Source organism: Pedobacter westerhofensis (assembly GCF_900182595.1).
GTDB lineage: Bacteria > Bacteroidota > Bacteroidia > Sphingobacteriales > Sphingobacteriaceae > Pedobacter > Pedobacter westerhofensis.
Map to the genome: position 1 here is coordinate 25,036 of NZ_FXTN01000007.1, position 25,332 is coordinate 50,367.

The window sequence follows — 25,332 nt, forward strand, 5'->3', positions numbered from 1 at the left end:
ATGGAAAAGTTAGATATTCCTCGTCTGGAATTGGAATCATTTGCCAAAGTCAATTACAAAGTACCATTTTTAAGCGTTCAGCATTATCCGTTCAATGCCAGCTATTTTACAATTGAAAACAGGGACAGCTATCCGGTAGCCGATTATATTTCACCCAACAGGAGACAGTTTTATAAAATCTTCCATATGACCTCCGGCACCGGAATATTAACGGTAGGGCTGCATAGATACCTGATGTGCGCCGGTGATATCGCATTTCTGCATCCTGATGAAATCATGTCATGGCAAACAACATCTGAAAACACGGGCGGGCATTTTTGCCTCATCCATCCGAAATACTTTGAAAATGATGCCGACCATGTACTTCAGTTGCTGCGGAACTATCCGTATTTTAAACCTGCAAAAGCCGTGGTACAATTATCAGATGAGCAGTCGGGAGTGGTCAACCAGCATTTTGAATCTATGCTTAAGGAGGAACGCGCCGGTAGCGAAGATAAAAAACAGGCACTGCTGCTGCATCTTCAAATGATCCTGCTCGAAGCCAGGAGGGCGGGAAAGAACCTTGCAGATGTTGAGGTTCCTGAAAGTTATGGTTATATCCATGGCTTTCTTTCGCTGCTTGAATCTGTTTTCCAGGTGGGTGGACCTGAAAATACAGTGAAACTCAAAACAGCTGCAGAGTTTGCCGCCCAGCTCCATGTACATCCCAACTACCTGAATGCCCTGGTAAAGGAGCACACCGGCAAGACTGTACGGGAACATATTCAGGAAAGATTGATTTACGAGGCAAAGTCTTTACTGGTGCAGACCAACTGGGATATTAACCATATCAGTTACGGACTTGGATTTTCCGGACAGGCTGCCTTCACTTCATTTTTTAAAAAGAAAGAACATGTGTCGCCCTCATCTTTTAGAAAAAGCGCGCTCTCACAGATTGGTATTTAAATATATCGAGCTGCTTTTTCAGTAGATTTCTTCATTTTCAAGAAAATCTTTTGATACCCATTGGGGGCAATGCTTTATTATTGACACCTACTAATCTGTTCACGTTAATAATTAAATGATATAAAATGATAAAAAGAAAGCTGCTACTTGCCTGGATTGCGCTCATCACCTGCTCCGCTGCTGTCGCCCAGCAAAGCCCGCAGAAACCTAATATTGTTTTCATCCTTGCGGACGATCTTGGATATGGGGACGTAGGTGTATACGGACAGAAACAGATCCTCACACCAAATATTGATAAACTTGCAAAGGAGGGTACTCAGTTTACTGATTTCCATGCCGGAGCACCAGTATGTTCACCTTCAAGATGTTCGCTAATCACAGGCTTAAATTCCGGACATGCCACGATCAGGGGGAATGCCACCGATCATGGCGGGATTGGCGGAAAGAAAGGTAAATCAGTTGTATACCGCGCAAATATCAGCGATAAAGATTATACGATCGGCAACCTGCTGAAGGACGCAGGATATACAACATCACTGGTAGGAAAATGGCATATTGACGGTTACGATTCGCTGGCAACGCCCCTGCAGCATGGTTTTGATCAGTTTACAGGCTGGCTGATTAATCAACCTTCTACATATGCCAGCACTTACTGGCCTGAGAAACGCTACCGTAACGGCAAACTGGTAACCATTGAGGAAAATACAAATGGCAAAAAGGGATATTATGAAACTAATATCTGTACGGACGAGGCATTGCAATACCTTGCTACACAAAAGGACAACAAGAAACCATTTTTCCTGATGCTGAACTTCAATAATCCGCATTCTCCGCTGGATGTTCCCAATCAAGCCGTATTCAAAGATAAAAACTGGCCTGAAGATATGAAGACCTACGCTGCCATGGTTTATTTCATGGACCAGTCTGTGGGTAAGGTAAAAGATTACCTGATTAAAAGTGGCTTATCAAAAAATACAATCGTCATCTTTTGTTCAGACAACGGCCCACGTTCTGAGCCTACGCCGCAGTTGTCTGCTGTTGCAGATTTCTTCGATTCAGAGGGACCTCTGAAAGGTTTCAAAAGGGATATGTACGAAGGCGGTATCCGTGTTCCATTTATCGTTTGGGCACCTTTTTTAAAGAACGCACCTAAATACAATAATGTGCCAGCTTACTTTGCTGATGTGATGCCTACGTTTGCTGAAATTGCGGGTAAATCAGGAGGTTACAAAACAGACGGCATCAGTGTATATCCTGATATGGTTGGCAAAAAATCAAACCGTGACCGCTTTCTGTACTGGGAATTCTTTGAAAATGGCTTTGAACAGGCTGTGCGGTACAAGAATTGGAAGGCCGTTAAACGCAGGAATAAACTTGAACTTTATAATCTGGACAATGACCTCGGAGAAAAAAATGATATTGCCAGTGCAAATCCGGATGTTGTAAAAAAGATTGAAGAGTATCTTTTAACAGCCAGGACCGAATCTCCTTTCTGGTCGGCCAAATAATTTCTGTGGCTTTGAAAGAATAAAAGGCTTTTTTATTCTTTCAAAGCCACAGATTGATTAATTCTGGAGACTTTCAAGATCTGGGATTTGCTATTTCAGATAAAACTGCAGATTAACCAGGTTATTTTTTACGGCATAGATAACCAGACCTGCTGTATTTTTTACATTTGTCTTTAAAATCAAGCTGTTGCGGTGCCCTTCAACGGTTCGTTCGCTGATAAATAGTTTTTTTGCGATGTCTTTTGTTGACAGTTCTTCACAGATACACTGCAGGATCTCTCTTTCTCTTTTTGTGAAATCTGAAGAAAAGGCCGCTTTCTTTTTAACCAGGCTCATGTGATTATAAAGGACTTTGGAGATATCATCATTAAAATAGAAACCTCTTTCAAAGGTAATCCTGATCGTTTTCTCAACTTCTTCAGGTGTGGCATTTTTTACCAGATAGCTGTTGGCTCCCAGTTCTATTAACCTGATAATAAACCTTTCCTCTTCATGCAGGGACAGGATGATTACCTTCAGCGAGGGGAACCGTTCTTTGATCAGCTGCATGGTCTCCATGCCATTCATTCCGGGCATACTGAGGTCCAGTAATAAAATATCTGTTTGTGCGGCCATCCCGCTAAGCTGGCTAACGGCCTCCAGTCCGCCGGCAGCTTCCCACAACACTTTAAAATCTTTGCATTTTTCCAATAGGGAAATCATGCCTTTACGAAAAAGCAGCTGGTCGTCCGTTATACCTATGTTAATCTTCATAAAATCTTTTAATCAGGATTCTTGATTCAAAGCCGTTATTGAAATTGTAATCAAAAGTTCCGTTCAGCAACTCTACCCTGCTTTCAATATTTTTTAGCCCGTAACCCTTTCTGTGGTCTGGCGGACGTTCATTTTTTAATGTCCCGTTATCCTGATATATCACCTGGGTTTCTGTTCCCAGATCATGACAGGATAAAGTAAATCTACTTGCGTTTGAATGTTTGATCGTATTGCTGATCAGTTCCTGGACGATTCTGTACAACGATAGCTGTATCCTGGAATTGTAATCACTCAAATCACTTTGTATCGTGCATTCAGCTGTTAAACTGTCTGTTTTATTAATTCTGTAACATATATCTTCCAGTGCATACCGGAGTCCCAACAATTCCAGCTCAGGTGGCATAATCTGGTAGACGAGTTCACGGGTAGTGTGCAGTCCTGCGCTGATCAGCTCTTTTGCTTCTGTCACTTTTTCATCTTCTGAGCGCTGCAGGATTAATGACAGTACAGAGAAGGTATTTCCGATCTGGTCATGCAGATCTCTTGCAATTCTTGTTCTTTCTGTTTCAACGGATTCCAGTATATTCTGAAGAAGCTCCTGCTTGTGTTTTTTTTCCAGTTCGAGCAGTTCTCTCTGTTGTTTTGCCGTATTCTGTACATATCTTGCGTAAATAATCGTAAATCCCACTGAAAGAATCAGTAGAGCGAGGGTGCCTGTAAATAGTAAGAATGTAATTTCGCTTTCCGCATGATCCATAAGCCAATAAATAACAGCAAATAATAAATTGTACAAAAGAATGCGTGAAAAGTCCATAACGTCATTCTTGCATCAGTTAAGCCGGGTTTTCTCAGATAATTGCTCAGCGTAAAAAGTAAACTCGAACTGGTAAAATATATCATTATACCCGAATTGATCAGGAGCAGGGCTGTTACATAGGGTTTCGGCATCCCTGCAGGATAGTTGATCATTTTGTGAAAGCAAATCAGCGCGTAGATCATACAGATTAAGCTTTCCAGAGCCCTTGCATAAGTGTTGTTTACCGTAACAGCCTGCAGAAATATTGAATTCAGGATCGAGAGGATACTAAAAACAACTATTGAAATCCTGAAAAAGAGTGCCCATTTGCTGCCGCTGATCAAAGAGGAATAAAACCAGCTGAGCAATGCGAATTCTTCCAGCGTATAGAGATGCAGGAGGAAGATATTATTGATCTTCATTGCCCATAACAGGGCAGAACCGCACTCCACCACAGCGCTGATCATGATATGTATGCTTAAGATCCTGATCGTCAGGTTGCTCCCGCGGATCAGCATGATTGCCAACAGGAGCGGGGGAATCATTGCGAACGGAACAGCATGGAATATCAGGCTTTGCAGGCTCATAAATTCAGGTATAATGATATATGAAGAAACCTAATCGTTGTTGAGGGGAGAATCTCCGTCTGCACAGGTATCCGGGCAGGGATAGGAGAAGTCATATGTTCCCACCTCTTCCACAGATCCGTCCTCTTTCAACCTCGCTTCAATCATATCTTCATTTTTCTCATTCACTCCCACCAGGACAAGGGTTTCTTTGTGTTCAGTATTAATACCGAGGTAGAGCCGTACCCTTTCAACGCCTATTTCATCGAGGATCTCTTTGAGTTCGGAAAGGTGTACGGTAAATGCCCGCACTTTTGTTGCCGGGTCTTTGCGGTTTAGGTATTCCAGTTCTCTCCATTTCGCCGTATAAGCGACCGCGGTATGAACCGGGAGACGGTATTTGTCTGCTTGTGACATAATTTAGGATTTTGTTTTCCTAAATATATATAATTTATAATTCAAACAAGAAAAATAATCAGGTAAAATTACGTGATTAATTAATCGGGTAGATTTACGTGTAAATTTACAGGGGCTATCTGTTAATTTTATTCCTGATCAAATAATGCGCGTTATGAGTTTTATCTGTTTTGTCCTGCAAACCATACCATTTATGATGCTGGTGATCATTGCATTGGGTCAGACAGACCTTCGCCTGTTCAGAAAAGTTAGTGATCTGATTACACGTAAAATGAAAATAAAGCCGGCACATGATAAAAAGAGAGTCATCTTAGACAAGGGAAAGCGCTGAGCAATTGTTGTTTTTTCTGAAAAAACTTGTGGTTACGCTCGCGTGACAGCTATGGTGGAGAAGAGATGAGGATGCTCCGCCAGGTTGTCCGTATGTGTTGCTGTCTAAAGATAAATAAATGAGAATTTTTGGCCTATAAATTCGGAGATGGTGTTCAGCGGGGCAATATGATTGTATTCCGGGCCGGGAAGTGCTGGTATAACCACTGTATATTCATCGCTGGAGGCGTTGTAATGCTCAACCAGCTGAATATTGTTTCCGGAACTTTCAGAATGTAAAACCGGTGCAGTTGAGAAAAATGCCCTGATCAGTCCAATTCCATTTAACCAGATAGTCTCCGGACCATTAAAAGCTTCATTTGTTTCTTTGTTGATCACCGCCGGATTAACCAGTCTGCGCAGATCATCTGTGATCAGTACATAACACCAATAGGTAGCAATATCCTTAAATGATTTACTCAGGCTTTCTTTTAATTCTCTGCGGGACTGATTTTGTCTGTTCTCCGTATTTTCCTCGTCATTGCTGAAAAAAAAGTAGCTGCACGAATTGTCTTTTGTAATATCAGATCTATACTTGGTGATATTCATATGCTTATCTCTATTGAATAATTTAATCCTCTGCTCATCAATTCGGTTCCGGCCTTTCTATGGGTACAGGGAATTTGATGTCATGATCAAAAATATTCAATATAGGGGTACTGGGTAACTGTAGAATTACCTGTATTGGAAAACACGTAGAAATACTTGTTTTCAATGGTCTGACATTGCGCTATGGCATTGTCAGACCAAACTTGCTGTGAGCATCCTCTAATTAACGGTCGTTTCTGAATAGCTCATTGCCGGAGCAGATGTGCCGGGTGCTTTCTTGGCTCCCCCTCTGTTAGACCTTGCGGTACGTGAATACACAGAAATCTCCCTGTTAAACAAAAATTGAAACAATAGTCTTGTGTAAGAAGTGTGATAACCCAGGCTTTCGTAATGGTCGTCTGCAATCGCTTTTAACTGCGGTAATTTATTCCAGGGTACTGAAGGGAAATCATGATGCTCGTTATGAAAACCAACATTCAGATTGACCAGGTTTAGACGGCCGTAATAACTTTTAGTTTCCTGATGGTCTCCATGGGTTAAGAAATGCTCCTGTACCCATCTTGCCCCAAGTGGGTGTAAACCTACAGAGAAGAAAAAGCTAAGCGTTAAAAAGGCGAAAGCCATCCATCCAAACAAATATACAATTGCTGTTGCAAATAAAATCTGAACGGCAATGTTGATCACCGTCCAGGTGTCAAACAAATTGATTTCTTTTAAACGCATTGGCCTCAATGCTTGAAAAATCGGGTAAAACAACAGCCATACTGCTTTACCGGCAGTTGAGTTGTTGATCAGTTTTGCTTCCCAGCGGTTCGGCATATCTGCATCAAGCTCCTCAACACCCTGGTAAGAGTGGTGTTTCATGTGGTATTTTGTAAATGATACTGCACTTGGAAAGATCAGCGGCAGATTTGCTAAAATACTGCTGATTACATTTAAGGTCTTATTTTTAAAAACCAGGTTATGCGAACATTCGTGAATACAGATGAACAGCGTATGACATGCAAAAGCGCCAATAAAGTATGCTGCAAGAACACTCCACCACCAGGCCTGATGTTGCAATACACCTGCCAGCGCAATCTGAATACCTACGCAGAACAGGATAATCAGGAAGGTATACGGGTTCCTTCCTATCAGCGCCCTAATCTCCGGATGTTCTTTAATTATTGTTTTTGTACGCAGTTTATGCGGTTCCACCTCATCCGACCAGTTAAAGCTTGTTTTTTTTATCATAGTTATAGTAGTTGCTTCGAAAAAGTAAGATATGGTTTTAACGTGACATATTGCATTTTTCAATGGCCAAATATAGTGGAAATTAAGTAATTGTATCAATATTAAAATAAAACGATTCAGCTTTAGCTTGCTGAAAATTCGGGCAATTTCCCAGCTGGCCTCCCTGATGCCATGTTAATTTTGAAATGCCCCCGATAGTTAGTCATAATTCTTATCTTCAGATCTTATTCTCATTGTATGACCAGGACCAGTTTTTTCATCTCCAGCCTTTTTATTTTACTATCTCTCCTGTTATCCAAAGCCGGATATAGTCAGGCCGCAAAGGCCGAAGCCGATCTGCTGGACATCATGAAGAGTCACGATGCAATTGGTCTTTCCGTAGCGGTGGTAAAAGAGGGCAACATCATTTATACCCATTCTTTTGGATTAAAAGATGCAGAAAGCAATACACCGCTTACTGATAAAGATATCTTTAGGATCGCATCCATCTCAAAATCTTTCTCTGCCACCTCCGTGATGCAGTTGATTGAAGCCGGGAAACTGTCGCTCAAAGATGATATGAGCGACCTGGTTGGTTTTAAGGTTAGGAACCCCAATTATCCTGAAACAGTGATCACGCTCAAAATGGCTATGTCACATACCTCAAGCCTTAATGATAGCGAAGGTTATTTATCACTCGATGTCATCAACCCTGCAAAGAACCCAAATTGGGCCAAATGTTACAGTAGCTATGAACCCGGAAAGGGGTATAAATACTGCAACTTAAATTATAATATGGTAGGCACGATCATAGAAAAGAAATCCGGTGAGCGTTTTGACAGATATGTGAAACATCACATACTGGACCCGCTTAAATTATATGGCGGTTACTGCGTAGACTCACTGGATACAAGCCTCTTTACTACCATCTATGAGTTTGATTCGGTGGCGAAAGGTTTCAAACCGGCGCCCATGGCCTATGCGCCCAGAAGGGAAGAAATTAAAAACTATGTAATGGGCTACAGCACACCTATATTTTCTCCTACGGGAGGGATGAAAATCTCCGCAACTGACCTGGCAAAATACATGACCATGCATATGAATAAGGGAATTTATAACGGGACCAGGATTATGTCTGAAAAGAGCGCCAGACTGATGCAGAAAAAGATTTCTGAAGAAGAAGGCTATGGGCTGGCGATCATGAACGTGGACAATATGATCCCGGGCATGATGATGACCGGGCATACTGGCTCGGCGTATGGCCTTTACAGTGCCATGTTCTTTCAGCCAAAAGAGAAATTCGGGATCGTAGTAATTACCAATGGCTGCAGCCCTGTTTATACCGATGGCTTTAATGACATGCTGAAAACAGCGGTCAACAGTTTGTATAATAACTTCATTAAATAATTGTTGAAACGGAATATGTTTAATGATATATTTGCAGCAAATGAATAAAATTAAATATCTTTTCCTTCTGGTTGGTGTAGCCGGATGCTTCGCTGCCTGTTCCAAAAAAGACAATTTTGATGCAGACGCTCAGTTCAGAGCAGACACAACTGCTATCCGTAAATTTATTACGGAGAACAATATCCCTGCACTTAAAGATAAGTCGGGCGTATTTTATCAGGTGATCGCACCGGGAACTGGTAGCGTAACTTATACTGCTTCTACTTCTATCACTGCCGATTACGAAGGCCGCTTGCTGAGCGGTTCTGTTTTTGACAGTTCAAAAGGTACGCCTATTACTTTTGCCCTGGGTGGTGTAATTACAGGATGGCAGATTGGAATTCCCTACATTCAGAATGGTGGTAAGATCCGTATGATTATCCCTTCGGGATACGCTTATGGTAATTCTTCTGTAGGCAGTATCCCGGCAAATTCTGTTCTTGACTTTACGGTAACGCTTTCAGCTGTTAAGTAGTTTGGAAGTGATTGGCATACCTTTTCGTAAACCAATCAATTGCTTCGTTTTGCTGCTGTGACTTGTATGCAAGCACTACCTCAGAGGTAATTGCCAGTGCCGACAGGTCAATGTATCTGATTTTTAGATCAGGGAAATGATCTTTGATGGCAGATGGTAAAATAGAAACCCCGGCTCCATGTTCTACCATCCTTAAAATAGAATGTACATTATTCGCCTCATGGGTAATTTCTGGCGTAAATCCCATCCGCTGACAAATCTCTACCAATTTCTGATGATACACGGGTGCGTAATCACGGTTAAAGAATATAAAGGGCTGCCCGGCTAAATAATTACCGCAGTGGCTGATACCATCCAGTTTGGGCGCATCCTCCGGTACTGCAATCACAAAGGGATCGTGAAACAGTGAAATCACTGTTAACTGATCAGAATTTACCGGTGCACGCATAATGCCAATATCAAGCTTGCCTTCTTCCAGTGCTTTCACCTGTTTTACTGTGGGAATCTCAAAAAGTTTTACAGACAACAATGGAAAAACAACCCGCATCTCCTTCAGTGTGTCCATCAGTTGCCGGTGATAGGTAGAACTGATATATCCAATCTTCAGTTCCCCGCTCATATTTTCATGCAGCTGTTTCACCACATTTTTAGTTTCTGCCAGTTGTGAGAAAATGCCGTCGACCTGCTTCTTAAAATAGACACCTGCAGGTGTAAGAGAAACCTTTTTATTATTGCGCTCAAAAAGCCTTGCACCAAGCTCTTCCTCCAGTTCCCTGATTTGTCTGCTTAAGGGGGGCTGAGAAATAAATAACTTTAAAGCTGCCTTTCTGAAATGCAGTTCTTCTGCAACGGTCTTGAAATAGAGGAGGTGTCTAAGTTCCATGATACTTAATTGATATCAATAATTGACAAATTTGATATTTTTCAAATATCATCATTTTGTCTACGTTTGAAGAATAAATTATAAACAGGACATAATTACAAAAGCTAACCTTATGGAAAAGAATGAATTGAAACGGAAGTCTACAGTTGAAGAAATTCAAAAGCGGTTTGACCAGGATGTTGAACGCTTCGCTAACCTCGATACCGGACAGCAGACAACGATTGATGCACCGCTTACATTGGAGCTGACTACGAGTGCTGCTGCTGCGCTCAGCCCGGCTGCGACAACTTTGCTTGACATTGGTTGCGGGGCAGGGAATTATACCTTAAAGATGCTGGAAAAGGTTCCGGGGCTGGATTGTACACTGATCGACCTGAGTATGCCGATGCTGCAAAGGGCACATCAGCGTGTTTCGGCAGTAACAGATGGCAAGGTAGAAATGATACAGGCAGATATTCTGGTGGCTGATCTGCCTGATAATCATTATGATATTGTACTTGCCGCGGCTGTGCTGCATCATTTGAGAGCGGATGGCGACTGGGAAAAGGTTTTCAATAAGATCTATCGTTCACTTAAGCCAGGCGGAAGTTTTTGGATCTCAGACCTGATCAGTCATGAGCCACAGGAGCTTAACCAGCTTTTTGAAGCAAGATATGCCAGCTATCTGGAAGAACTTGGCGGTAAAGCCTACCGGGAAAAAGTACTGGCGTATATCGATGCCGAAGATTCTCCCCGTTCGGTTTCCTATCAGTTGCGCCTGATGAAGTCTGCCGGGTTCAGGTATGTTGATGTGTTACATAAAAATGCCTGCTTTGCCGCATTTGGTGGAATTAAATAATGTCCTGAAGCTTAGCGTATGTAAGATCTGTATAATCACTTATATATAAATTACAGGGCGGCAGTTCTTCTTTGGTATGGCTGCTCAGTACGCCCACCACCCGCATGCCGGCATTAAGCGCAGCGGAAACGCCAGAAAAAGAATCTTCAAAAACCAGGCATTGCTCTGGTTTTTGCCCAAGGTTGACTGCAGATTGTAAATACACTTCCGGATCAGGTTTATGTTTTTTGACATCTTCACTGGCCAGTATGGAGCCAAAATGTTCACGCAATGGCAGCTTGCTTAAGATGAGGTCCAGATTTGCGCGCGGAGCTGATGTTGCAACGGCAGTCTTCACACCATTTGCTTTTAAATCCGAAATGAATTCAATAATGCCTGTTATTGGTTCAATATGAGGTTCGTAAATCTTCCTGAACAGCCCTTCTTTCTCCTCTTCCATCTGTAAAAACTCCTCACCCGTCACAGGTCTTTTTAGAAAATGGCTAAGGATATAACTGTTGCTTTTGCCAAACATATGCGCGGCAAACTCTTCATCTGTAGGGGCAAGGTTTCTGGCCGAAAAAAACTCACGGAAGGCCAGCGAATGATAAGGATTGGTATGGCAGATCACACCGTCCATATCAAAGATTACTGCAATTTCATTGTTCATCATGCAAAGTTAGTATGTTTTAACATATTCACCACGTTTGGGGATTTACCGGTACTCACTTTTTGGCCAATTTTGAATATACATACTGATTTTGACTCTTCTGTTATTCCAGCGTGTGTTCATCTTAAAAAGTATACATTATGTCTTTAGAAACCTCAGAACATGTTGATGTAATTGTGATCGGTGCCGGGCAGGCAGGTCTGGCTGCCGGTTATTTTTTAAACAAGCATCAGCTCAAATATGTGATCTTTGAACGTGGCAACATCGGCGACTCCTGGTCTAACCAGCGCTGGGACTCCATGACACTTGACTCACCAGAAATTACAAACCTATTGCCGGGGCAGAGCCCGGATAATATGCAGGATGATTTATTTTTTACAGGAAAAGAATTTCACAAAAAACTGGTTGACTTTGCCGGCAATAATCAGATTTCCGTGATGGAGTATCATCAGGTCACATCCCTGGATAAAGCTGATGATACCGGACTATTTGAGGTAAAAACAAATCACAATGGCGATGTGAAAGTTTGGACTGCCAGGAAAGTTATTATTGCTTCCGGAATGCTCAATGAGCCAAAAATCCCTCCGGTCAGCAAAGCTATACCCAAAGATATCCAACAGTTTCATTCCTCCCGATACCGCAATGCCGCACAAATGCCGGAAGGTAATATTCTGGTTGTGGGAAGCGGAAGGTCAGGCAGCGCTATTGCTGAAGACTTATCTGCCGCAGGACGCAAGGTTTATCTTGCAACAAGTAAGGTGGGCCGCGTTCCACGCCGTTACAGAGGTAAGGATATTGCTTCATGGACTGTAGCGGCAGGACTGCTTGAAGTTAAAACTTCGGATATTACTGATCCTGCAGCTTTCACTGAACATCACCCCCTGGTTTCGGGCCGGGGAAGAAGAGGACATACGATCAGCCTGCAGATGCTGCACAGGGGAGGCGTTGCGCTATTCGGAAGGCTGCTCGGCTGCGAGCATGGCAAACTGTTGTTTGGAAATGACGCAGTGGAAAATATCCAGTTTGCAGACCATGTCTCAGCTACTACCAAACAGATGATAGAGGGCTTTATCAGCCAGTACGGTATGGATCTGCCTGGGGCTGAATTTGATGAGGCAGATGTGCCTGATCCTGAGGGCTCAAGTGCAGAAACTGCTACAGAACTTGATATTGCGGGAGCAGGAATTACTTCGGTCATCTGGGCAACAGGTTTAACAGGCAGCTTAGACTGGGTTCATTTGCCCGTGCTGGATAAACAGGGTAACCTTGTCCATGTTGAAGGTGTATCTCCGGTAAATGGCCTGTTCTTTCTCGGTTTCCCATGGCTCCGCAAGCGTAAGTCCGGCGTGATCTATGGCATGCCTGAAGATGCGGCATTCATTACGGATCGTTTGACCGAACAATAGTAACCGGGTTGAAAATGGAAAAGAAGCTGTATCATTGATGATATTGGCCCTCTGAGAATTGAATAGTTGAAAGTGCTCCCTTAGGGGGTACAAGTAAAAATAGCAAAGAGGCTGTATCAGCCTCTTTGCTATGATTTGGCGCCCCGCATATATTTTCTCAGTACCGCTTAAGGGATTGTTATCCATTTATTAATCGTATTGTATTTGCCTTCAATACATATTTTGTAAAACGATGAGGGCAAATCTTTCACTGATACCGTTGCATGTTCTGCTCCTGCCGGCATTTCGGCCAGCAGATGGTATTGATCCGGTTTGCCCTCTTTGATATTGTTCTCCGGGCATACCCATATCTTAACTTTATCAGAGTTATCCAGTGCTTTCCAGCTCAGATCCAGGTTGCCCTGAATATAATTCGCCACGGGCTGGGCTACTGATACAGGGCCGATGAGCGTGATGCCATCGATTTCCCGCTTGCGGTCTGTCGGAATATCAATGTGCATGAAAGTCGCTATGCTGGGCATGATATCTACAATTCCGGGATAATAATATTGTGCATAAGCGTTGAGCTTTTTCGCATTGGTGACCATCCATGTTGAGCGCTGTCTTGCAGACTGTCCGCCATGGTTACGACCGGTTTTTTCATCCCTGCCATGATCTGAAGTAATGAAGATCAGCCATTCCTCATTAAAATGCTGTTCCCTGTACTGAATGGCTTTCCAGAGTTTTCCCACTTGCTGGTCCATCAGCTCTACCGCACGGGTGTATTGCGGGCTGTCGCCATACATATGGCCCATATCATCTGTATATTCCAGATAAACCCATGAAAGATCAGGGGCATTGTTGCGAATACTTAAAGCGGCTTCCTCCACAACTTTCTCATCAATCCGGTGCATGAAATCACGCATTTTATCGTGTTTGAAATTTATCGTATCGAGTTCAAAACCATCAGCATGCTCATCAACATGTAATTTATTGGTGGCTGACAGGCCGTCTCCGGTTAACTTGGTACGGTTATCCAGCCAGCTGGAGAATACTGCTATTTTTCTGTCAGGGTACTGATCTTTAAAAAGCCTGAATATCGTAGGGTAGTTATAGTTGGGTGCCTTAATATCATTGTCCCATACATTATGTTTATTTACCCAGGTACCTGTAAGCAAGCTATTGTATCCAACTGCCGAAATGGTAGGGGTCTGAGAATAGGTATCTTTATCACCGCCAACATGTGCTCTCAGGTACTTTCCCTGTTTCGCGATCAGGTTCAGATTGGGGGTGGCTGTGCGTTCTATTACATCTGCAGACATCCCGTCGGCAATAATAAACACCGTTTTTTGTACTTTCTTTTGGGCATGGGCTACCATGCCCGGAAATAATAAAAAAATAAGGAGGAAAGGATTCTTTATCGATTGTGTCATTTTAAGGATTAAATTATGTGACACGAATTTAAGTACAGCAAAAGTAATGAAGGTTAGCCTGATGTTATCGTTTTATTGCCTGATTAAACCCGGATAAAAAAGGGATGAAACTCCTCGTTTATCCGGCTCGTATTACTGCTGCTGCTGGATCTGCTGCATCAGCTCCAGGTTTCTGCGGTAGCTGTTGCCCTGTCCTGCCGGAATTTCGGGTTCCGGATCAACAACTTCAGCAACAGGATCCAGTGTTTCGGTAACTCCGTCATCATAACTTACGATAACCTGAACGGTTAACTTATGGCTTGATGCACCTTTATAAACCCCTTTTACTGGTGAACAGTCTGTAAAACTCCGTCCGTAGGCAAGAATTACGTAGGTTTCGCTCGCTATGCAGTTATTGGTGGGGTCAAGCCCCAGCCATCCATAGGATGGAATATAAGCCTCTACCCAGGCGTGGGTAGCCCCCTCGCCGCGCATTCCGTCCTTATTCGGACAGATATACCCGCTTACATACTTGGCAGGTATATTTACCATGCGCAGCATTTGTGAAAGGATGTGCGCAAAATCCTGGCAAACACCCGCTTTTAACTGCCATATTTCATCCAGTTTGGTCTGAACGGTAGTGACGCCCTGTATATAATTGAACTGTTCGTAAACGAAGGTACAATACTTAAGTGCAGTTTGATACGGCGTGCCAATTTCCGGAATATGTTCACTGATCATCGACCTGAGTTCTGGCAGCCCGTCAAAAGCTTCCCATTTTAGATAATCGATATAGGGCACCTGGTAGCGGAGGCGCTGGATTTCGTCCCATTCCATAGCCCCGAACATGGTTTCTGCCGGTGGTTCCTTGGCGGTAGTGGTCACTGTAAGTTCAGAATAAATTTCCAGTTCCCTGTGGCGCTCACTGTAAGTGAAAAAACCTACTTTATTACCGTAATAATCCACAAATGTATCTACGCGGGGTTTCCCCGAAATCTTCAGGTCGTGTTTGAGCACTGTTTGATGCTCATCTTCTTTTGGATATAGAATGATGTGGTTCACGCTGTCTTTTACCAATGACTCATACGTGTATTTGGTGATATGCTTGATGTTAAATTCTGGCATTTTACAAATTTTAAGACAATGAAAAACAAGTTTGGTTAAATGCATTACCGATGCCGTAGAGTTCTGACTTGATCTCGGCAAGGAATAGATGCAGGTCGTCCTGTTTCAATCCTTTGATTGAGCTGTACTTCACCTTGCTTTGCAGCCTTCCGATCAGAAAAGCCAGATCGCCCGGATTGATATGCCCGTCTATCTTTAACCGGTCGAAATATTTGCTCAGCTGGTTCATGGAATAGATGACCGACCGCGGAAATTCATTGTTGAGCACTACCTGTGCCAGCACATTTTCCGCTTCAATACCCTGACGGTAAGTTTTCAGGTACAATTCGTAGCCCCCTATGGACAACAGCAAATGTTTCCAGTAACTGGTGTTGGTGAGCAGGTCGGGATTGTGATCAACCGATCCAAACTTAATATCCAGTACATCAACTGACTGTATACTGCGTTCCAGGTACTTTCCGATGCGCATAAAACTACTGCATTCGTTTCGCGGCATGGTTACTTCTGTAGTGCCGTAAAACAATGTGCCCTGCTTGATCAGGATATCCAGCACCGAAATCGGATCATCTTTTTTGAGCATCATTTTCAGTTTGGGATCTTTTACGGTATGGTAATATTCATTTAAACACTGCCATACATCTTTTGTAATGTGGTCCTGCACGCTGCGGGCATTCTCCCGCACCTGGGTGATGATATTGATAATCGAATTTGGGTTGTTCCTGTCTGTCACCATAAACTGTAATACAGCACGGCTGTTAAATTCAATCCCTTCAGCTCCTTCAGGTTCCGGGCCACAAAAAATGCGGATAACCGGGCTCCATGAAAACTCTGAAACTGCATCCTGCGAAGCAGCATAATTTATTTTAAGCATGCGCAGCATACCATCCGTTCGCTCTACATAACGGCTCATCCAATATAAACTCTCTGCAACTCTGCTTAACATATTGTTCCTGTCATTTAATTTAAGAAAGTACCCATGTATCTTTACTGCCGCCGCCCTGCGAGCTGTTCACTACCAGTGACCCTTCTTTCAAAGCTACACGCGTTAAGCCGCCGGGCACAATAGTAATGCCGCTTGGGCCACAGACGGCGAAAGGCCTGAAATCTACCCTGCGCGGCTGCAGCACACCATTCATATAACATGGCGCCGATGAAAGGCTGATAGTTGGCTGGGCGATAAACTGCCGCGGATCTTTCATGATCTCTTTTTTATAGTCTTCAATTTCTTCGGGTGTGGCTGCATGTCCCATCAGCATGCCGTAGCCACCGCTGCCATTGGTTTGCTTTACTACCATATTGTTAATGTTATCAAAAACATGTGCCCTTTCTTCCTTATTGCCCAGCTGATAAGTGGGCACATTTTTAAGCAGGGGCTCTTCGTTCAGGTAATACCTGATCATATCGGGCACATACACATACACAGCTTTATCATCTGCGACGCCATTGCCCACGGCATTTACGATCGTTACATTTCCTTTACGGTAGGCATTCATCAGTCCGGCAACCCCCAGTAAACTGTTGGCATTAAACACCAGCGGGTCCAGGTATTCATCGTCAACGCGGCGGTAGATCACATCCACCTGCTGCAGGCCGGCCGTAGTTTTCATATATACTTTATGGTCTTCTACAATCAGATCGGGTCCTTCAACGAGCTCGATGCCCATTAAGCGGGCAAGGGTGGTATGTTCAAAATATGCCGAGTTAAAACTGCCAGGGCTCAGCAGGACAATAGTAGGGTTGTCAATCTGGCGTGGCGACAATTCCCTGAGGTTGTTGTATAATACATTCGGGTATTCTGTTACGCTCCTTACCTTGCACTGCGGCAGCAGGTCGGGAAAAAGCCTTTTGGTAATTTCGCGGTTCTCGAGCATATAACTTACGCCCGAAGGGGTACGCACATTGTCTTCCAGGATGTAGTATGTTCCGTCGTTATCCCTGATCAGGTCTATTCCGGCAATGTGGATATAGATGTCATGGGGCACTTTAACATTGCACATTTCCCTTAGGAAGTGGGGGCAGGAGTAGATAATTTCGATCGGGACAATTCCGTCTTTAATGATAAACTGATCGCTGTACACATCTTTGAGGAACAGGTTTAAAGCTGTTACCCTTTGTTTGATGCCTTTTTCTATATATTCCCATTCATCAGAATTAATGATCCTGGGAATGATATCAAAGGGGAAGATCTTTTCGATGCCTTCTCCGCTGTTGTATACCGTAAAGGTGATCCCCTGGCTCATGAAAAGCACTTTGGATAGCTCCTCTTTTTTGGTCAGCTCTTCCGTAGATTCCAGTTCCAGGTAGTCCATCACCACCTTGTATTCATTTCTGACCTGTTTCAGCTGATCAAACATTTCATCCCAGGTATTGCTGGGCAGATTATATAATTCTGTGTGTGTATTTTTAGTCATGTTTGCCGGATGTTAATGAATTATTTGAAATCTGAGCTGGAGTAATCCGTTTTATTTTGTTAAAATATGAATATTTGTGTGTTATAAACAAGTTTATTATTTATAAAAACGAGTAAAGCATTATTTATATTAATAAAATGAATTTTATTTCGGGCTGATCGATATATTTAGCCTGATATTTAATAGAAAGGGATAAAATGACATATTGTTTAGGAATAAAAGTTAAAGATGGGTTGGTCGCAATTGCGGATACAAGGGTCACTTCGGGTACAGATACCACTGAAAAAAAGAAAATATATTTATATCAAAAGGATAAGTACTCTCTCTTTATCATGACAAGCGGACTAAGGTCGGTGAGGGACAAGGCAGTCTTATATTTTAAAGAGCGGATAGATGAGGGCATTGAACATAATAAATTGTACAAAGCCGTCAATGACTTTGGCGAGCAGGTAAAGCGTGTTGCAAGAGAAGACAGAGAGTCGCTCGAAGCATCAGGTTTTAAATTTAACCTCAATACAATCATTGGCGGACAACTGAAGGATGATGAAGAGCATAAACTGTTTTTACTGTACCCTGAGGGAAACTGGGTTGAACTGGGGCAGGGAGCACCTTTTGTAATCGTGGGGAATTCAGGCCATGGTAAGGCAATACTCAACAGGACACTGACCAATGATTCGAGCATGCACCTGGCATTGAAAAGCGGTTTTCTCTCTTTTGACTCTACACGGGTAAGTGCCAATGATGTTGATTTCCCTATTGACGTTGTGCTGTATCAGAACAATAGTTTTGAGATGATCGAGCAGCGTTACACAAAGAAAGATCTTGAGAATATCTCAGAGCAATGGGCGGAGGAACTGAAAACAGCGCTGGAAAAAATCCCGACCAACTGGATGGACACTGCCTTTAGCAAAATGCACGCATCTAATGAAAACGAAATATGAAATTTGAGGTATCGGCAAGTGTAGCCTACAAAGCTTTATCGGCATCAACACTGATTTTAAATATACAGCCCTTCAGATCTGCAAAACAGGTAGTGCTCGATGAATCTTTTACTACAGATCCTTTGCTGAAGATGAAAGAACTGAATTCCATTTCAGGAGAGAAGAGGTTTAAGATTATCGAAATACCGGAAGCCGGTGATGTCAGCATCACTTATAAGGCTATAGTTGAAAATGAATTCAGAATTATCCCTGCTGAGCGGCTGGATGATGTGCCGATCAGTTTAATGCCCGCCTCTGCTCTTAATTATCTCAATCCCAGCAGGTATTGCCAGTCGGACAGGTTATACAGGTTTGCCTACCACCAGTTCGGCAGTCATCAGCATGCTTATCAAAAGGTGATGGCTATCCGCGACTGGATATATACGAATGTTCAATATGGGGGATTTACTACTGCGCAGACCTCGGCTTATGATACGATCACCGAACAGATAGGTGTATGCCGTGATTTTGCGCATTTAGGTGTTGCGCTTTGCCGTGCACTTACAATTCCTGCGCGATATTTTACAGGATATGCCTATCATCTTACTCCTCAGGATTTTCATGCCTGCTTTGAAGCTTACCTGGGCGGTCACTGGGTAGTGATCGATGCCACAAAACTGGCGCCCCTGAACGGCCTGATAAAAATAGCCACTGGTGTTGATGCAGTGGATACAGCATTCGCCAGTATTTTCGGGAACCTGCAATTTGTGAATATGAGTGTCAGTACAGCCTCACTAAACCCTGTGTTCGAAGAGCTCGACTTTGATACTACTGCACAGGGTTACTCATATATTTAATCAGGCTTCGCGCCTGCCCCTGGGATGATCTTTTTCTTCTATTCCGAGATCTCTCAGGCATCTGTCGTAACCATCTTCAAAACCCTGCTTCAATAATCTGCTTTTCTCATCTGAATTTAACTCACGCACTTTATTAAAATAATCTGAAGATATAGCATGCATCGGTATCATACGCACCTTAACAAGGTGCCGGTTTCTTAATATTTTCATAGCTGTAGGTGCTGGTCTAAAAGGTATTACGTAAAATTGCTATTTCTGGTTTAACGTTTTTGCTACTTTTCTAAATTAATTTAAGTAATTACAATTATTTTCATTTGCGATAATTAAAGTTAGTAATTATTATTAATAAAAGAACTATTTTGTCGTTATTGTTTTGGTAAATAAATGTATTAGCTGCACAATAATGAAACTGGTTATATTTAAATATAGAATTTTGCAGTTTTTTCAAAAAATTGCTGAAGGACTGATATACAGCCTTCAGCAATTTAGCTCTGATTATCGTGGTAATTCAGAAATTTCCTTTTTGTTCCAGTCGATTTTTGCCGACAGGTACATAGTTACAGAGATAATGATAAACAGCCCTACGCTTCCAAAAATCAATGCCAGATCCTGCAGCTGGATGATCACATAGATAAATCCGTAAAAAACCGTGAGTATTCCTCCAAACATTATTGCCGGTTTTGTGCTCCTGAGCAATGCTGCGATGAATAAACCAATCAGTCCGATAGTTGCAACAGAGGCAATGAAATAGGCAGCATCAAAGCCAACCTGCTCACTGAAAGAAAGCAACAGGGTATAATAGATGACCATTGCCGCCCCAATCAGGATGTATTGAAGAAAATGTACTTTTCTCTTCAGCATCAGTTCTGAAAAGAGCAGGGATATAAAAGTTAGCAGAATAATCAGGGTTGAGTATTTTACGCAGCGCATGGTTTTTTGATACTGATCTACGCCCGGGATAAATTTTATGCCAAAAGTGGTATCGCTACCGGCAGTATTGAGCCTGGTGTTTTCTGCCGTCCACTGCTGTGGCAATGTCCTGTTAAAATGCGCCATTTTCCAGCTTGCGGTAAAACTTTTGGCAGAGATCTTTCTTTTTTCCGGCAAATAACGGCCGGTAAAACTTGGATTGTTCCACTTTCCTTCTACCGTAACATTAGTGCTTTTTCCCAAATGCTGAAAAGTTAGTTCCGAGCTTCCCCGCAGGTCGAGCTCAAAGCTGAAATCCAGGGCGGTGCTTTTTTCTGCGCTCAGATCCGGAAGTGTGACCAGGTTATTGGTAAAAATGTTTACCGAACCAAAGTCGGGTTCAAGCGCATGAACAGTACGGTCAATTTTTATCGCGGGGTTGTTCTTTAATCCTTTGAGATCGCTGAGCCCGATTACTGCCTTTGCTTTTTCCCACTGTACCATGGCTGGGTTTATACCTGATTTGGCTAATTCCAGGGCACTGAATTTACCGCTTACCCTGATCCTTGTATTATATACCACTGCGTCGAATATTCCTCGGTGCAATATTTCAGGATCTACATGGCTCATAATGTTCAGCACTTCGGGCAGGATGTAAATATTTGTTAGCAGGGGAGTGTAGGTTGTTTTTCCTGTCGCGGCATCCCTCTCGCTCTTCATCGTCTGATAGGGGATCACCAGTACAGGCCCTTCTACCAGCTGTTTGCCAGACCATTTATCTGATATTTCATTGGTCACTTCAATTTGCCTGTTTTGCCGTTCTTTGATCAGATCCTGGATCAGGCTGGATGGGATCAGCAGTACGAGCGTGATAAATCCTATAAATCCTAGTTTTAACAGTACTGATTCTCCGAACCAGTTCATGGCAGCAGTTACGGGTGATGTTTGTTGATTGTCCATTTTTTCTTTTGTTTAGCTGAAAGTACTTTGTGTTTCAAAGTGTAGACGTAAAAAAAATTATTTATGTTGTTGTTTAATTAAATTTTCGAGTGCCTGCAGGTGTTTTTTGAATGCAAAGCGGCCTGTATCCGAGGCTGCATACCGGGTATTGGGTTTTCTGCCTAAGAAGCTTTTGTTTACGGTGATATATTCTTCTTTTTCCAAAGCTTTTAAATGGGACGCAAGGTTGCCGTCAGTAACATTCAATAATTCTTTCAGGGAATTGAAATCATATTCGTCATTGGCTACCAGCACGCTCATGATCTGCAACCGTATCCGGTTTTCAAAAGCTTTATCAAATTGTTCTAGAGAGATGTTCACTGGTTGTATTTAAAATGCATAATGGAACCATATAAAATATGCAGCAGGCCAAATCCAATTGTCCAGAAGATGATTCCATAGCCTGGAAACATGGCAGCAAGGAGGCCAAGTATAATCTCACAGCAGCCGAGCCACTTTACATCTGTAAAGGTGTACTGGCTCCCCGAAATCAACGATAGTCCGTAAAAGATCAGAGAAGCTGGCGCAATGATCCCGTACTGTCCCTGATATAACAGGATCAACATAAAAAGGCCACCTGTGAGGAGAGGTATCAGCATGCTAAAGAACAAGCGTTTGCTCACCGGGTTCCAGAAGTGTTCTCCTTTTTTACGTGCTTGTCTTACCGTAAGCCAGATACAGGTGAGCAAAGAAAAAAACAATACGGCTGCCGCCACAAAAAATAACTGCCATAAAATTTGCGTTTCGTTCAGCATATGCAGCCTGTAATCCAGGTCGCCGGAATCTCCATAAACCAGCTGATATCCGATATATGCGCCAATCAGCGCATAAATACCGGCCATAACTCCTGATAGGCCACTCAGGGAGATAAACCTTGTTGAGCGTTCCATCAGGTTCCTGATAGAACTGAGTTCGTTGTAGATGTCTTTTTCCTGCATTATTGAAAGAACTTTGAAATTCAAAGTAAAATATAAATCTTCAATAATCCAAGAACTTTCTGCAAATGAGGCAACCTAACCGGCGGAGAGTTCCATAAATTTAATGATCTGGTAAAAGGTTTCGTTAACGGGGGTAGGTATCTGATGTAATTTTCCCATCGCGATCACCGCTCCGGCAAATATTTCTACCTCAGTTTTTCGTTCTGCTTCTATATCCTGCAGCATCGAGGTTTTGCCATCTGCTGACAGCGTTTCAATGATTTTTATGAAATCGGTGATATCTTCTTCTTTAAGGTTTACCCCATAAAACTGCGAAAGATTTAATACTTCACGGGCGGCCATAATCATCAGTTCCCTTGCGGGCGTATGGTGCTGAAATTCTCCATAGGAAGCTTTAAGGATGGTAGATGCCTGATTGATGCCCACATTCATCATAAACTTGGTCCATAATGCCCGTTCAATATTGTCGGGGGCAAGAAAGGGGATGCCGGAGCGCTCAAAAAGATCCTTCAGTGCCAGTACTTTTGCGCTGGTATTGCCATTCTCTTTGTCGCCAAACACAATTCTGCCTATTTTGGAGTAACTGAGTGTTGTGCCTTCACGCATGGCATCCATGCCAACTGCATAGGCATGCAGAAGATGCTCGCTGCCGATCTCCGCTGCAATCAGCTCTTCGCTGCCGATCCCGTTGAGCAAAGAGATGACCAGCGTGCCTGGCCCCACAAAAGGTTTGATATCCTGTATCGCCTGGCTTAACGCATGAAATTTTACCGTAATAACGATCAGGTCGGCAAATGGCACCTGATCTCCCGGACTGATATATTCGAATGCACGCGCTGTGCCATTAACGTTGAAGCCGGAGTTCCTGTACTTCTCAATCCTTGGCAGATCTGCGATAATCTTAACGATACCGGGATTAAGGTCCTGGAGTTTGGAAGCGTACATGCCCCCTAAAGCTCCAAGACCAACTACGTATACATTATTGATAGTTTTTACCGACATCTGGTAAATGTATGAAATGCTTATCTGATTGCGATTTCTTTTTCAATTTCAAGTAATTCCAGAGGTACTTTAGGTATACCAAGTCTTGGATCCTCCGGGAAAGGCATCTTATTTCCGGTGTATTTAAATCCATAGCGTATGTACCATTCTATCAGTTCCGAACGGCGGCCTATGACCGTTCCTATCAGGGCTTTGCAGTTGTGCTGACGGCCGTAACCTTCAGCATGATCCAGCAGAGCTCTTCCAATGCCTTTTCCCTGTACCTCTGCGGATACACTTAACATGCCCACATATAATTTGTCATCCTGTATTTGATGATAAATGGCTCCAATAATCTGATTGGTTTTATTGTCTGTATACTTGAGAATTGCGGCGTTAGGGGTATTGATCTGATCAGCCAGCATTTGCTCATCGGTTCTTGCTCCATCCAGTATATAAGCTTCAGTTGTCCAGCCTTGTTTTGATTTGTTTCCACGGTAACAGTCGTTTACCAAAATTTTAAGTTCTTGTACATCGTCGATTGTTGCATTGCTAATAGCCATGATGTTATAAATTTAAATGCAAAAGTACTTTGTTTTTTATCCTGGGATAACCACCTATAGTGGGGATTTTTGAGTTGGAATATTATCAGTTAAATTGAATTCTTTCTTTTATTTTGGAATTTCGTAAATTTAGTTAGTCTGATTGTGAGATTTAAGTGTCTTTACCATGAACCAGCCTGAATTTTATTAATAATAATATGAAAAGAAGAGAACTTGTTAAAAGTTTAGCAGCCCTGCCCCTGGCAGGAGGTATTATCGGCAGTGGATTATCTGCATTTGCAGCAGAAAAGCCAGCAGCACCGACACGTGATTTTTTTAAAGAGCTGGGTGTAACACCTGTTATTAATGCGGCTGCTACGATGACCTTTTTATCAGGATCATTAATGCTGCCCGAAGTAATGGATGCCATTAACTCTACCAGTCACCATTTTGCAAATATGTACGAACTGCAGGATAAAGTAGGAGCTAAGATTGCCGAAATGCTTCATGTTGAGGCGGCAATGGTTACATCCGGCGCAGCTTGTGCAATGTTACTGGGTACAGCAGCATGTATCACTGGTTTAGATGCAAAAAAAATCAAAATACTTCCAAACTTTGTTGGCGAACGCCCTGAAGTGATCATCCAGAAGTCGCACCGTTATTTATTTGACCAGGCGATTACCACTACCGGGGCAAAATTCGTTGAAGTGGAAGGAGCAGAAGAAATGGATAAAGCTTTCAATGCAAATACAGTTATGGCTTTGTTTTTCAATGCAGGTGAAGTGGGGAAAAACCCGATCAGTCACGAAAAATTTGTAGAACTGTCAAAAAAACATAAAGTTCCTTCATTTATTGATGCAGCCGCTGATGTTCCTCCGGTAGAGAACCTGTTCAGGTTCCAGAAAATAGGTTTTGACCTGGTTACATTTTCTGGCGGAAAAATGATGAGAGGCCCTCAGAGTGCCGGTGTATTGTTTGGACGTAAAGACCTGATCGAAGCAGCACGAGCAAACCACAGCCCTAATGAAGCACCTATCGGCAGACCGATGAAGGTAAATAAAGAAGAAATGTTCGGTATGTATGCCGCCATCAAATCTTATATCGAAAGAGATCATAAAAAGGAATGGCAGGATTGGCTGGACCGTGCTGCTCGCATGAACAAAGCCCTGGAAGCTGTGCCAACGGTGAAGTCTAAAACTGTAATCAGCCCGGGACCGGCAAATGCTTTTCCGGGATTAGAGGTAACATGGGATCAATCAAAAATTAAAGTCACTGGTGAAGATGTAAAAACCGCGCTGAAGGATGGTACACCAAGCATCGTGATCAACGGTAATAAAAATGCGCTGCATGTGGGTATCGTGTTGTTGAAGCCTGAGGAGGTTGACATTGTGGTTAACCGCGTGAAGGAAGTATTATCGAAGGCTGTTTAAAATTATCTAACCAAATT

28 protein-coding genes are annotated in these 25,332 nt (G+C 42.8%); 10 read left to right on the forward strand and 18 right to left on the reverse strand.

Features of this window, described 5'->3' with window-relative positions; translation table 11 throughout:
- Together FN831_RS14290 and FN831_RS14295 are read left to right on the forward strand one after the other, a co-directional pair.
- The gene (locus FN831_RS14290; RefSeq protein WP_142528870.1) at nucleotides 1-945 is read left to right on the forward strand and encodes an AraC family transcriptional regulator; all 945 of its coding nucleotides are present in this window, start codon (nucleotides 1-3) and stop codon (nucleotides 943-945) included.
- A 125-nt stretch (nucleotides 946-1,070) separates the two neighbouring features.
- Nucleotides 1,071-2,453, forward strand: a complete 1,383-nt coding sequence (locus tag FN831_RS14295) for an arylsulfatase (RefSeq protein ID WP_142528871.1) — start codon at nucleotides 1,071-1,073, stop codon at nucleotides 2,451-2,453.
- A gap of 90 nt (nucleotides 2,454-2,543) precedes the next feature.
- Here FN831_RS14295 and FN831_RS14300 read toward each other — a convergent pair whose 3' ends face one another.
- Genes FN831_RS14300 through FN831_RS14315 form a run of 4 tightly spaced genes read right to left on the reverse strand, consistent with a single transcriptional unit; the run spans nucleotide 2,544 to nucleotide 4,985 of the window.
- Nucleotides 2,544-3,206, reverse strand: coding sequence for a response regulator transcription factor (locus FN831_RS14300; RefSeq protein ID WP_142528872.1), 663 nt, complete (start codon nucleotides 3,204-3,206; stop codon nucleotides 2,544-2,546).
- The gene (locus FN831_RS14305) at nucleotides 3,196-3,963 is read right to left on the reverse strand and encodes a sensor histidine kinase (protein ID WP_185960483.1); all 768 of its coding nucleotides are present in this window, start codon (nucleotides 3,961-3,963) and stop codon (nucleotides 3,196-3,198) included. The genes FN831_RS14300 and FN831_RS14305 overlap by 11 nt, the downstream gene beginning before the upstream one ends.
- Nucleotides 3,903-4,589, reverse strand: coding sequence for a hypothetical protein (locus tag FN831_RS14310; protein WP_142528874.1), 687 nt, complete (start codon nucleotides 4,587-4,589; stop codon nucleotides 3,903-3,905). Before FN831_RS14310 ends, FN831_RS14305 begins: the two co-directional genes overlap by 61 nt.
- 30 nt (nucleotides 4,590-4,619) lie before the next feature.
- Nucleotides 4,620-4,985, reverse strand: coding sequence for a hypothetical protein (locus tag FN831_RS14315; protein WP_142528875.1), 366 nt, complete (start codon nucleotides 4,983-4,985; stop codon nucleotides 4,620-4,622).
- A gap of 154 nt (nucleotides 4,986-5,139) precedes the next feature.
- Here FN831_RS14315 and FN831_RS27720 point away from each other — a divergent pair, with 154 nt between their 5' ends.
- Entirely contained in the window at nucleotides 5,140-5,316 is a 177-nt protein-coding gene (locus FN831_RS27720) for a hypothetical protein (RefSeq protein WP_185960484.1), read from the forward strand.
- 104 nt (nucleotides 5,317-5,420) lie between these two features.
- Here FN831_RS27720 and FN831_RS14320 read toward each other — a convergent pair whose 3' ends face one another.
- Both FN831_RS14320 and FN831_RS14325 read right to left on the reverse strand, forming a co-directional pair.
- Nucleotides 5,421-5,903, reverse strand: a complete 483-nt coding sequence (locus tag FN831_RS14320; RefSeq protein WP_142528876.1) for a hypothetical protein — start codon at nucleotides 5,901-5,903, stop codon at nucleotides 5,421-5,423.
- A 219-nt stretch (nucleotides 5,904-6,122) separates the two neighbouring features.
- The gene (locus FN831_RS14325; RefSeq protein WP_142528877.1) at nucleotides 6,123-7,136 is read right to left on the reverse strand and encodes a fatty acid desaturase; all 1,014 of its coding nucleotides are present in this window, start codon (nucleotides 7,134-7,136) and stop codon (nucleotides 6,123-6,125) included.
- 237 nt (nucleotides 7,137-7,373) lie between these two features.
- Between FN831_RS14325 and FN831_RS14330 the strand changes: the two genes are divergently transcribed.
- Entirely contained in the window at nucleotides 7,374-8,522 is a 1,149-nt protein-coding gene (locus FN831_RS14330; protein ID WP_142528878.1) for a serine hydrolase domain-containing protein, read from the forward strand.
- Between the two features lie 40 nt (nucleotides 8,523-8,562).
- Entirely contained in the window at nucleotides 8,563-9,036 is a 474-nt protein-coding gene (locus tag FN831_RS14335) for an FKBP-type peptidyl-prolyl cis-trans isomerase (RefSeq protein WP_142528879.1), read from the forward strand.
- On the opposite strand, the gene FN831_RS14340 is transcribed toward FN831_RS14335, so the two are convergent.
- Entirely contained in the window at nucleotides 9,029-9,919 is an 891-nt protein-coding gene (locus FN831_RS14340) for a LysR family transcriptional regulator (protein ID WP_142528880.1), read from the reverse strand. The genes FN831_RS14335 and FN831_RS14340 overlap by 8 nt on opposite strands.
- Before the next feature lie 112 nt (nucleotides 9,920-10,031).
- On the opposite strand from FN831_RS14340, the gene FN831_RS14345 reads away from it, so the two are divergent.
- Nucleotides 10,032-10,757 (forward strand): class I SAM-dependent methyltransferase, encoded by a 726-nt coding sequence (locus FN831_RS14345; protein ID WP_142528881.1) that lies wholly within the window; start codon nucleotides 10,032-10,034, stop codon nucleotides 10,755-10,757.
- Here FN831_RS14345 and FN831_RS14350 read toward each other — a convergent pair.
- The gene (locus FN831_RS14350; RefSeq protein ID WP_246101523.1) at nucleotides 10,750-11,409 is read right to left on the reverse strand and encodes an HAD family hydrolase; all 660 of its coding nucleotides are present in this window, start codon (nucleotides 11,407-11,409) and stop codon (nucleotides 10,750-10,752) included. The two genes, FN831_RS14345 and FN831_RS14350, sit on opposite strands and share 8 nt — an antisense overlap.
- A gap of 137 nt (nucleotides 11,410-11,546) precedes the next feature.
- Here FN831_RS14350 and FN831_RS14355 point away from each other — a divergent pair, with 137 nt between their 5' ends.
- The gene (locus tag FN831_RS14355) at nucleotides 11,547-12,812 is read left to right on the forward strand and encodes an NAD(P)-binding domain-containing protein (protein WP_142528882.1); all 1,266 of its coding nucleotides are present in this window, start codon (nucleotides 11,547-11,549) and stop codon (nucleotides 12,810-12,812) included.
- A gap of 167 nt (nucleotides 12,813-12,979) precedes the next feature.
- Here FN831_RS14355 and FN831_RS14360 read toward each other — a convergent pair whose 3' ends face one another.
- From FN831_RS14360 to FN831_RS14375, 4 genes are all read right to left on the reverse strand, one after another.
- The gene (locus FN831_RS14360; protein WP_142528883.1) at nucleotides 12,980-14,224 is read right to left on the reverse strand and encodes an alkaline phosphatase family protein; all 1,245 of its coding nucleotides are present in this window, start codon (nucleotides 14,222-14,224) and stop codon (nucleotides 12,980-12,982) included.
- A gap of 132 nt (nucleotides 14,225-14,356) precedes the next feature.
- Entirely contained in the window at nucleotides 14,357-15,328 is a 972-nt protein-coding gene (locus FN831_RS14365) for a transglutaminase family protein (protein ID WP_185960485.1), read from the reverse strand.
- A gap of 10 nt (nucleotides 15,329-15,338) precedes the next feature.
- Nucleotides 15,339-16,271 carry an alpha-E domain-containing protein gene (locus FN831_RS14370; protein ID WP_142528885.1) on the reverse strand — a complete coding sequence of 311 codons (933 nt, stop codon included), beginning with the start codon at nucleotides 16,269-16,271 and terminating at the stop codon, nucleotides 15,339-15,341.
- A gap of 19 nt (nucleotides 16,272-16,290) precedes the next feature.
- Nucleotides 16,291-17,739: a circularly permuted type 2 ATP-grasp protein gene (locus tag FN831_RS14375; protein ID WP_142528886.1), complete on the reverse strand. Its 1,449-nt coding sequence runs from the start codon at nucleotides 17,737-17,739 to the stop codon at nucleotides 16,291-16,293.
- Nucleotides 17,740-17,936: 197 nt separating this feature from the next.
- On the opposite strand from FN831_RS14375, the gene FN831_RS14380 reads away from it, so the two are divergent.
- Complete coding sequence (locus FN831_RS14380) at nucleotides 17,937-18,680, forward strand: peptidase (protein WP_142528887.1); 744 nt, start codon at nucleotides 17,937-17,939, stop codon at nucleotides 18,678-18,680.
- A complete protein-coding gene (locus tag FN831_RS14385; protein ID WP_142528888.1) occupies nucleotides 18,677-19,516 on the forward strand; it encodes a transglutaminase-like domain-containing protein in 840 nt (279 codons plus the stop codon). Before FN831_RS14380 ends, FN831_RS14385 begins: the two co-directional genes overlap by 4 nt.
- Here the strand turns inward: FN831_RS14385 and FN831_RS14390 are convergent, their stop codons facing one another.
- From FN831_RS14390 to FN831_RS14415, 6 genes are all read right to left on the reverse strand, one after another.
- Nucleotides 19,517-19,726, reverse strand: a complete 210-nt coding sequence (locus FN831_RS14390; protein WP_142528889.1) for a hypothetical protein — start codon at nucleotides 19,724-19,726, stop codon at nucleotides 19,517-19,519.
- Between the two features lie 285 nt (nucleotides 19,727-20,011).
- The gene (creD, locus tag FN831_RS14395; RefSeq protein ID WP_142528890.1) at nucleotides 20,012-21,385 is read right to left on the reverse strand and encodes a cell envelope integrity protein CreD; all 1,374 of its coding nucleotides are present in this window, start codon (nucleotides 21,383-21,385) and stop codon (nucleotides 20,012-20,014) included.
- 57 nt (nucleotides 21,386-21,442) lie between these two features.
- Nucleotides 21,443-21,745 (reverse strand): winged helix-turn-helix domain-containing protein, encoded by a 303-nt coding sequence (locus FN831_RS14400; RefSeq protein ID WP_142528891.1) that lies wholly within the window; start codon nucleotides 21,743-21,745, stop codon nucleotides 21,443-21,445.
- Nucleotides 21,742-22,362 carry a hypothetical protein gene (locus tag FN831_RS14405; protein ID WP_142528892.1) on the reverse strand — a complete coding sequence of 207 codons (621 nt, stop codon included), beginning with the start codon at nucleotides 22,360-22,362 and terminating at the stop codon, nucleotides 21,742-21,744. The genes FN831_RS14400 and FN831_RS14405 overlap by 4 nt, the downstream gene beginning before the upstream one ends.
- 75 nt (nucleotides 22,363-22,437) lie before the next feature.
- The gene (locus tag FN831_RS14410; protein ID WP_142528893.1) at nucleotides 22,438-23,364 is read right to left on the reverse strand and encodes a ketopantoate reductase family protein; all 927 of its coding nucleotides are present in this window, start codon (nucleotides 23,362-23,364) and stop codon (nucleotides 22,438-22,440) included.
- A 20-nt stretch (nucleotides 23,365-23,384) separates the two neighbouring features.
- On the reverse strand, nucleotides 23,385-23,906 hold the full coding sequence (locus FN831_RS14415; RefSeq protein WP_142528894.1) for a GNAT family N-acetyltransferase: 522 nt from the start codon (nucleotides 23,904-23,906) through the stop codon (nucleotides 23,385-23,387).
- Between the two features lie 197 nt (nucleotides 23,907-24,103).
- Between FN831_RS14415 and FN831_RS14420 the strand changes: the two genes are divergently transcribed.
- Nucleotides 24,104-25,315: an aminotransferase class V-fold PLP-dependent enzyme gene (locus FN831_RS14420; RefSeq protein WP_142528895.1), complete on the forward strand. Its 1,212-nt coding sequence runs from the start codon at nucleotides 24,104-24,106 to the stop codon at nucleotides 25,313-25,315.
- Nucleotides 25,316-25,332 lie beyond the last annotated feature (17 nt).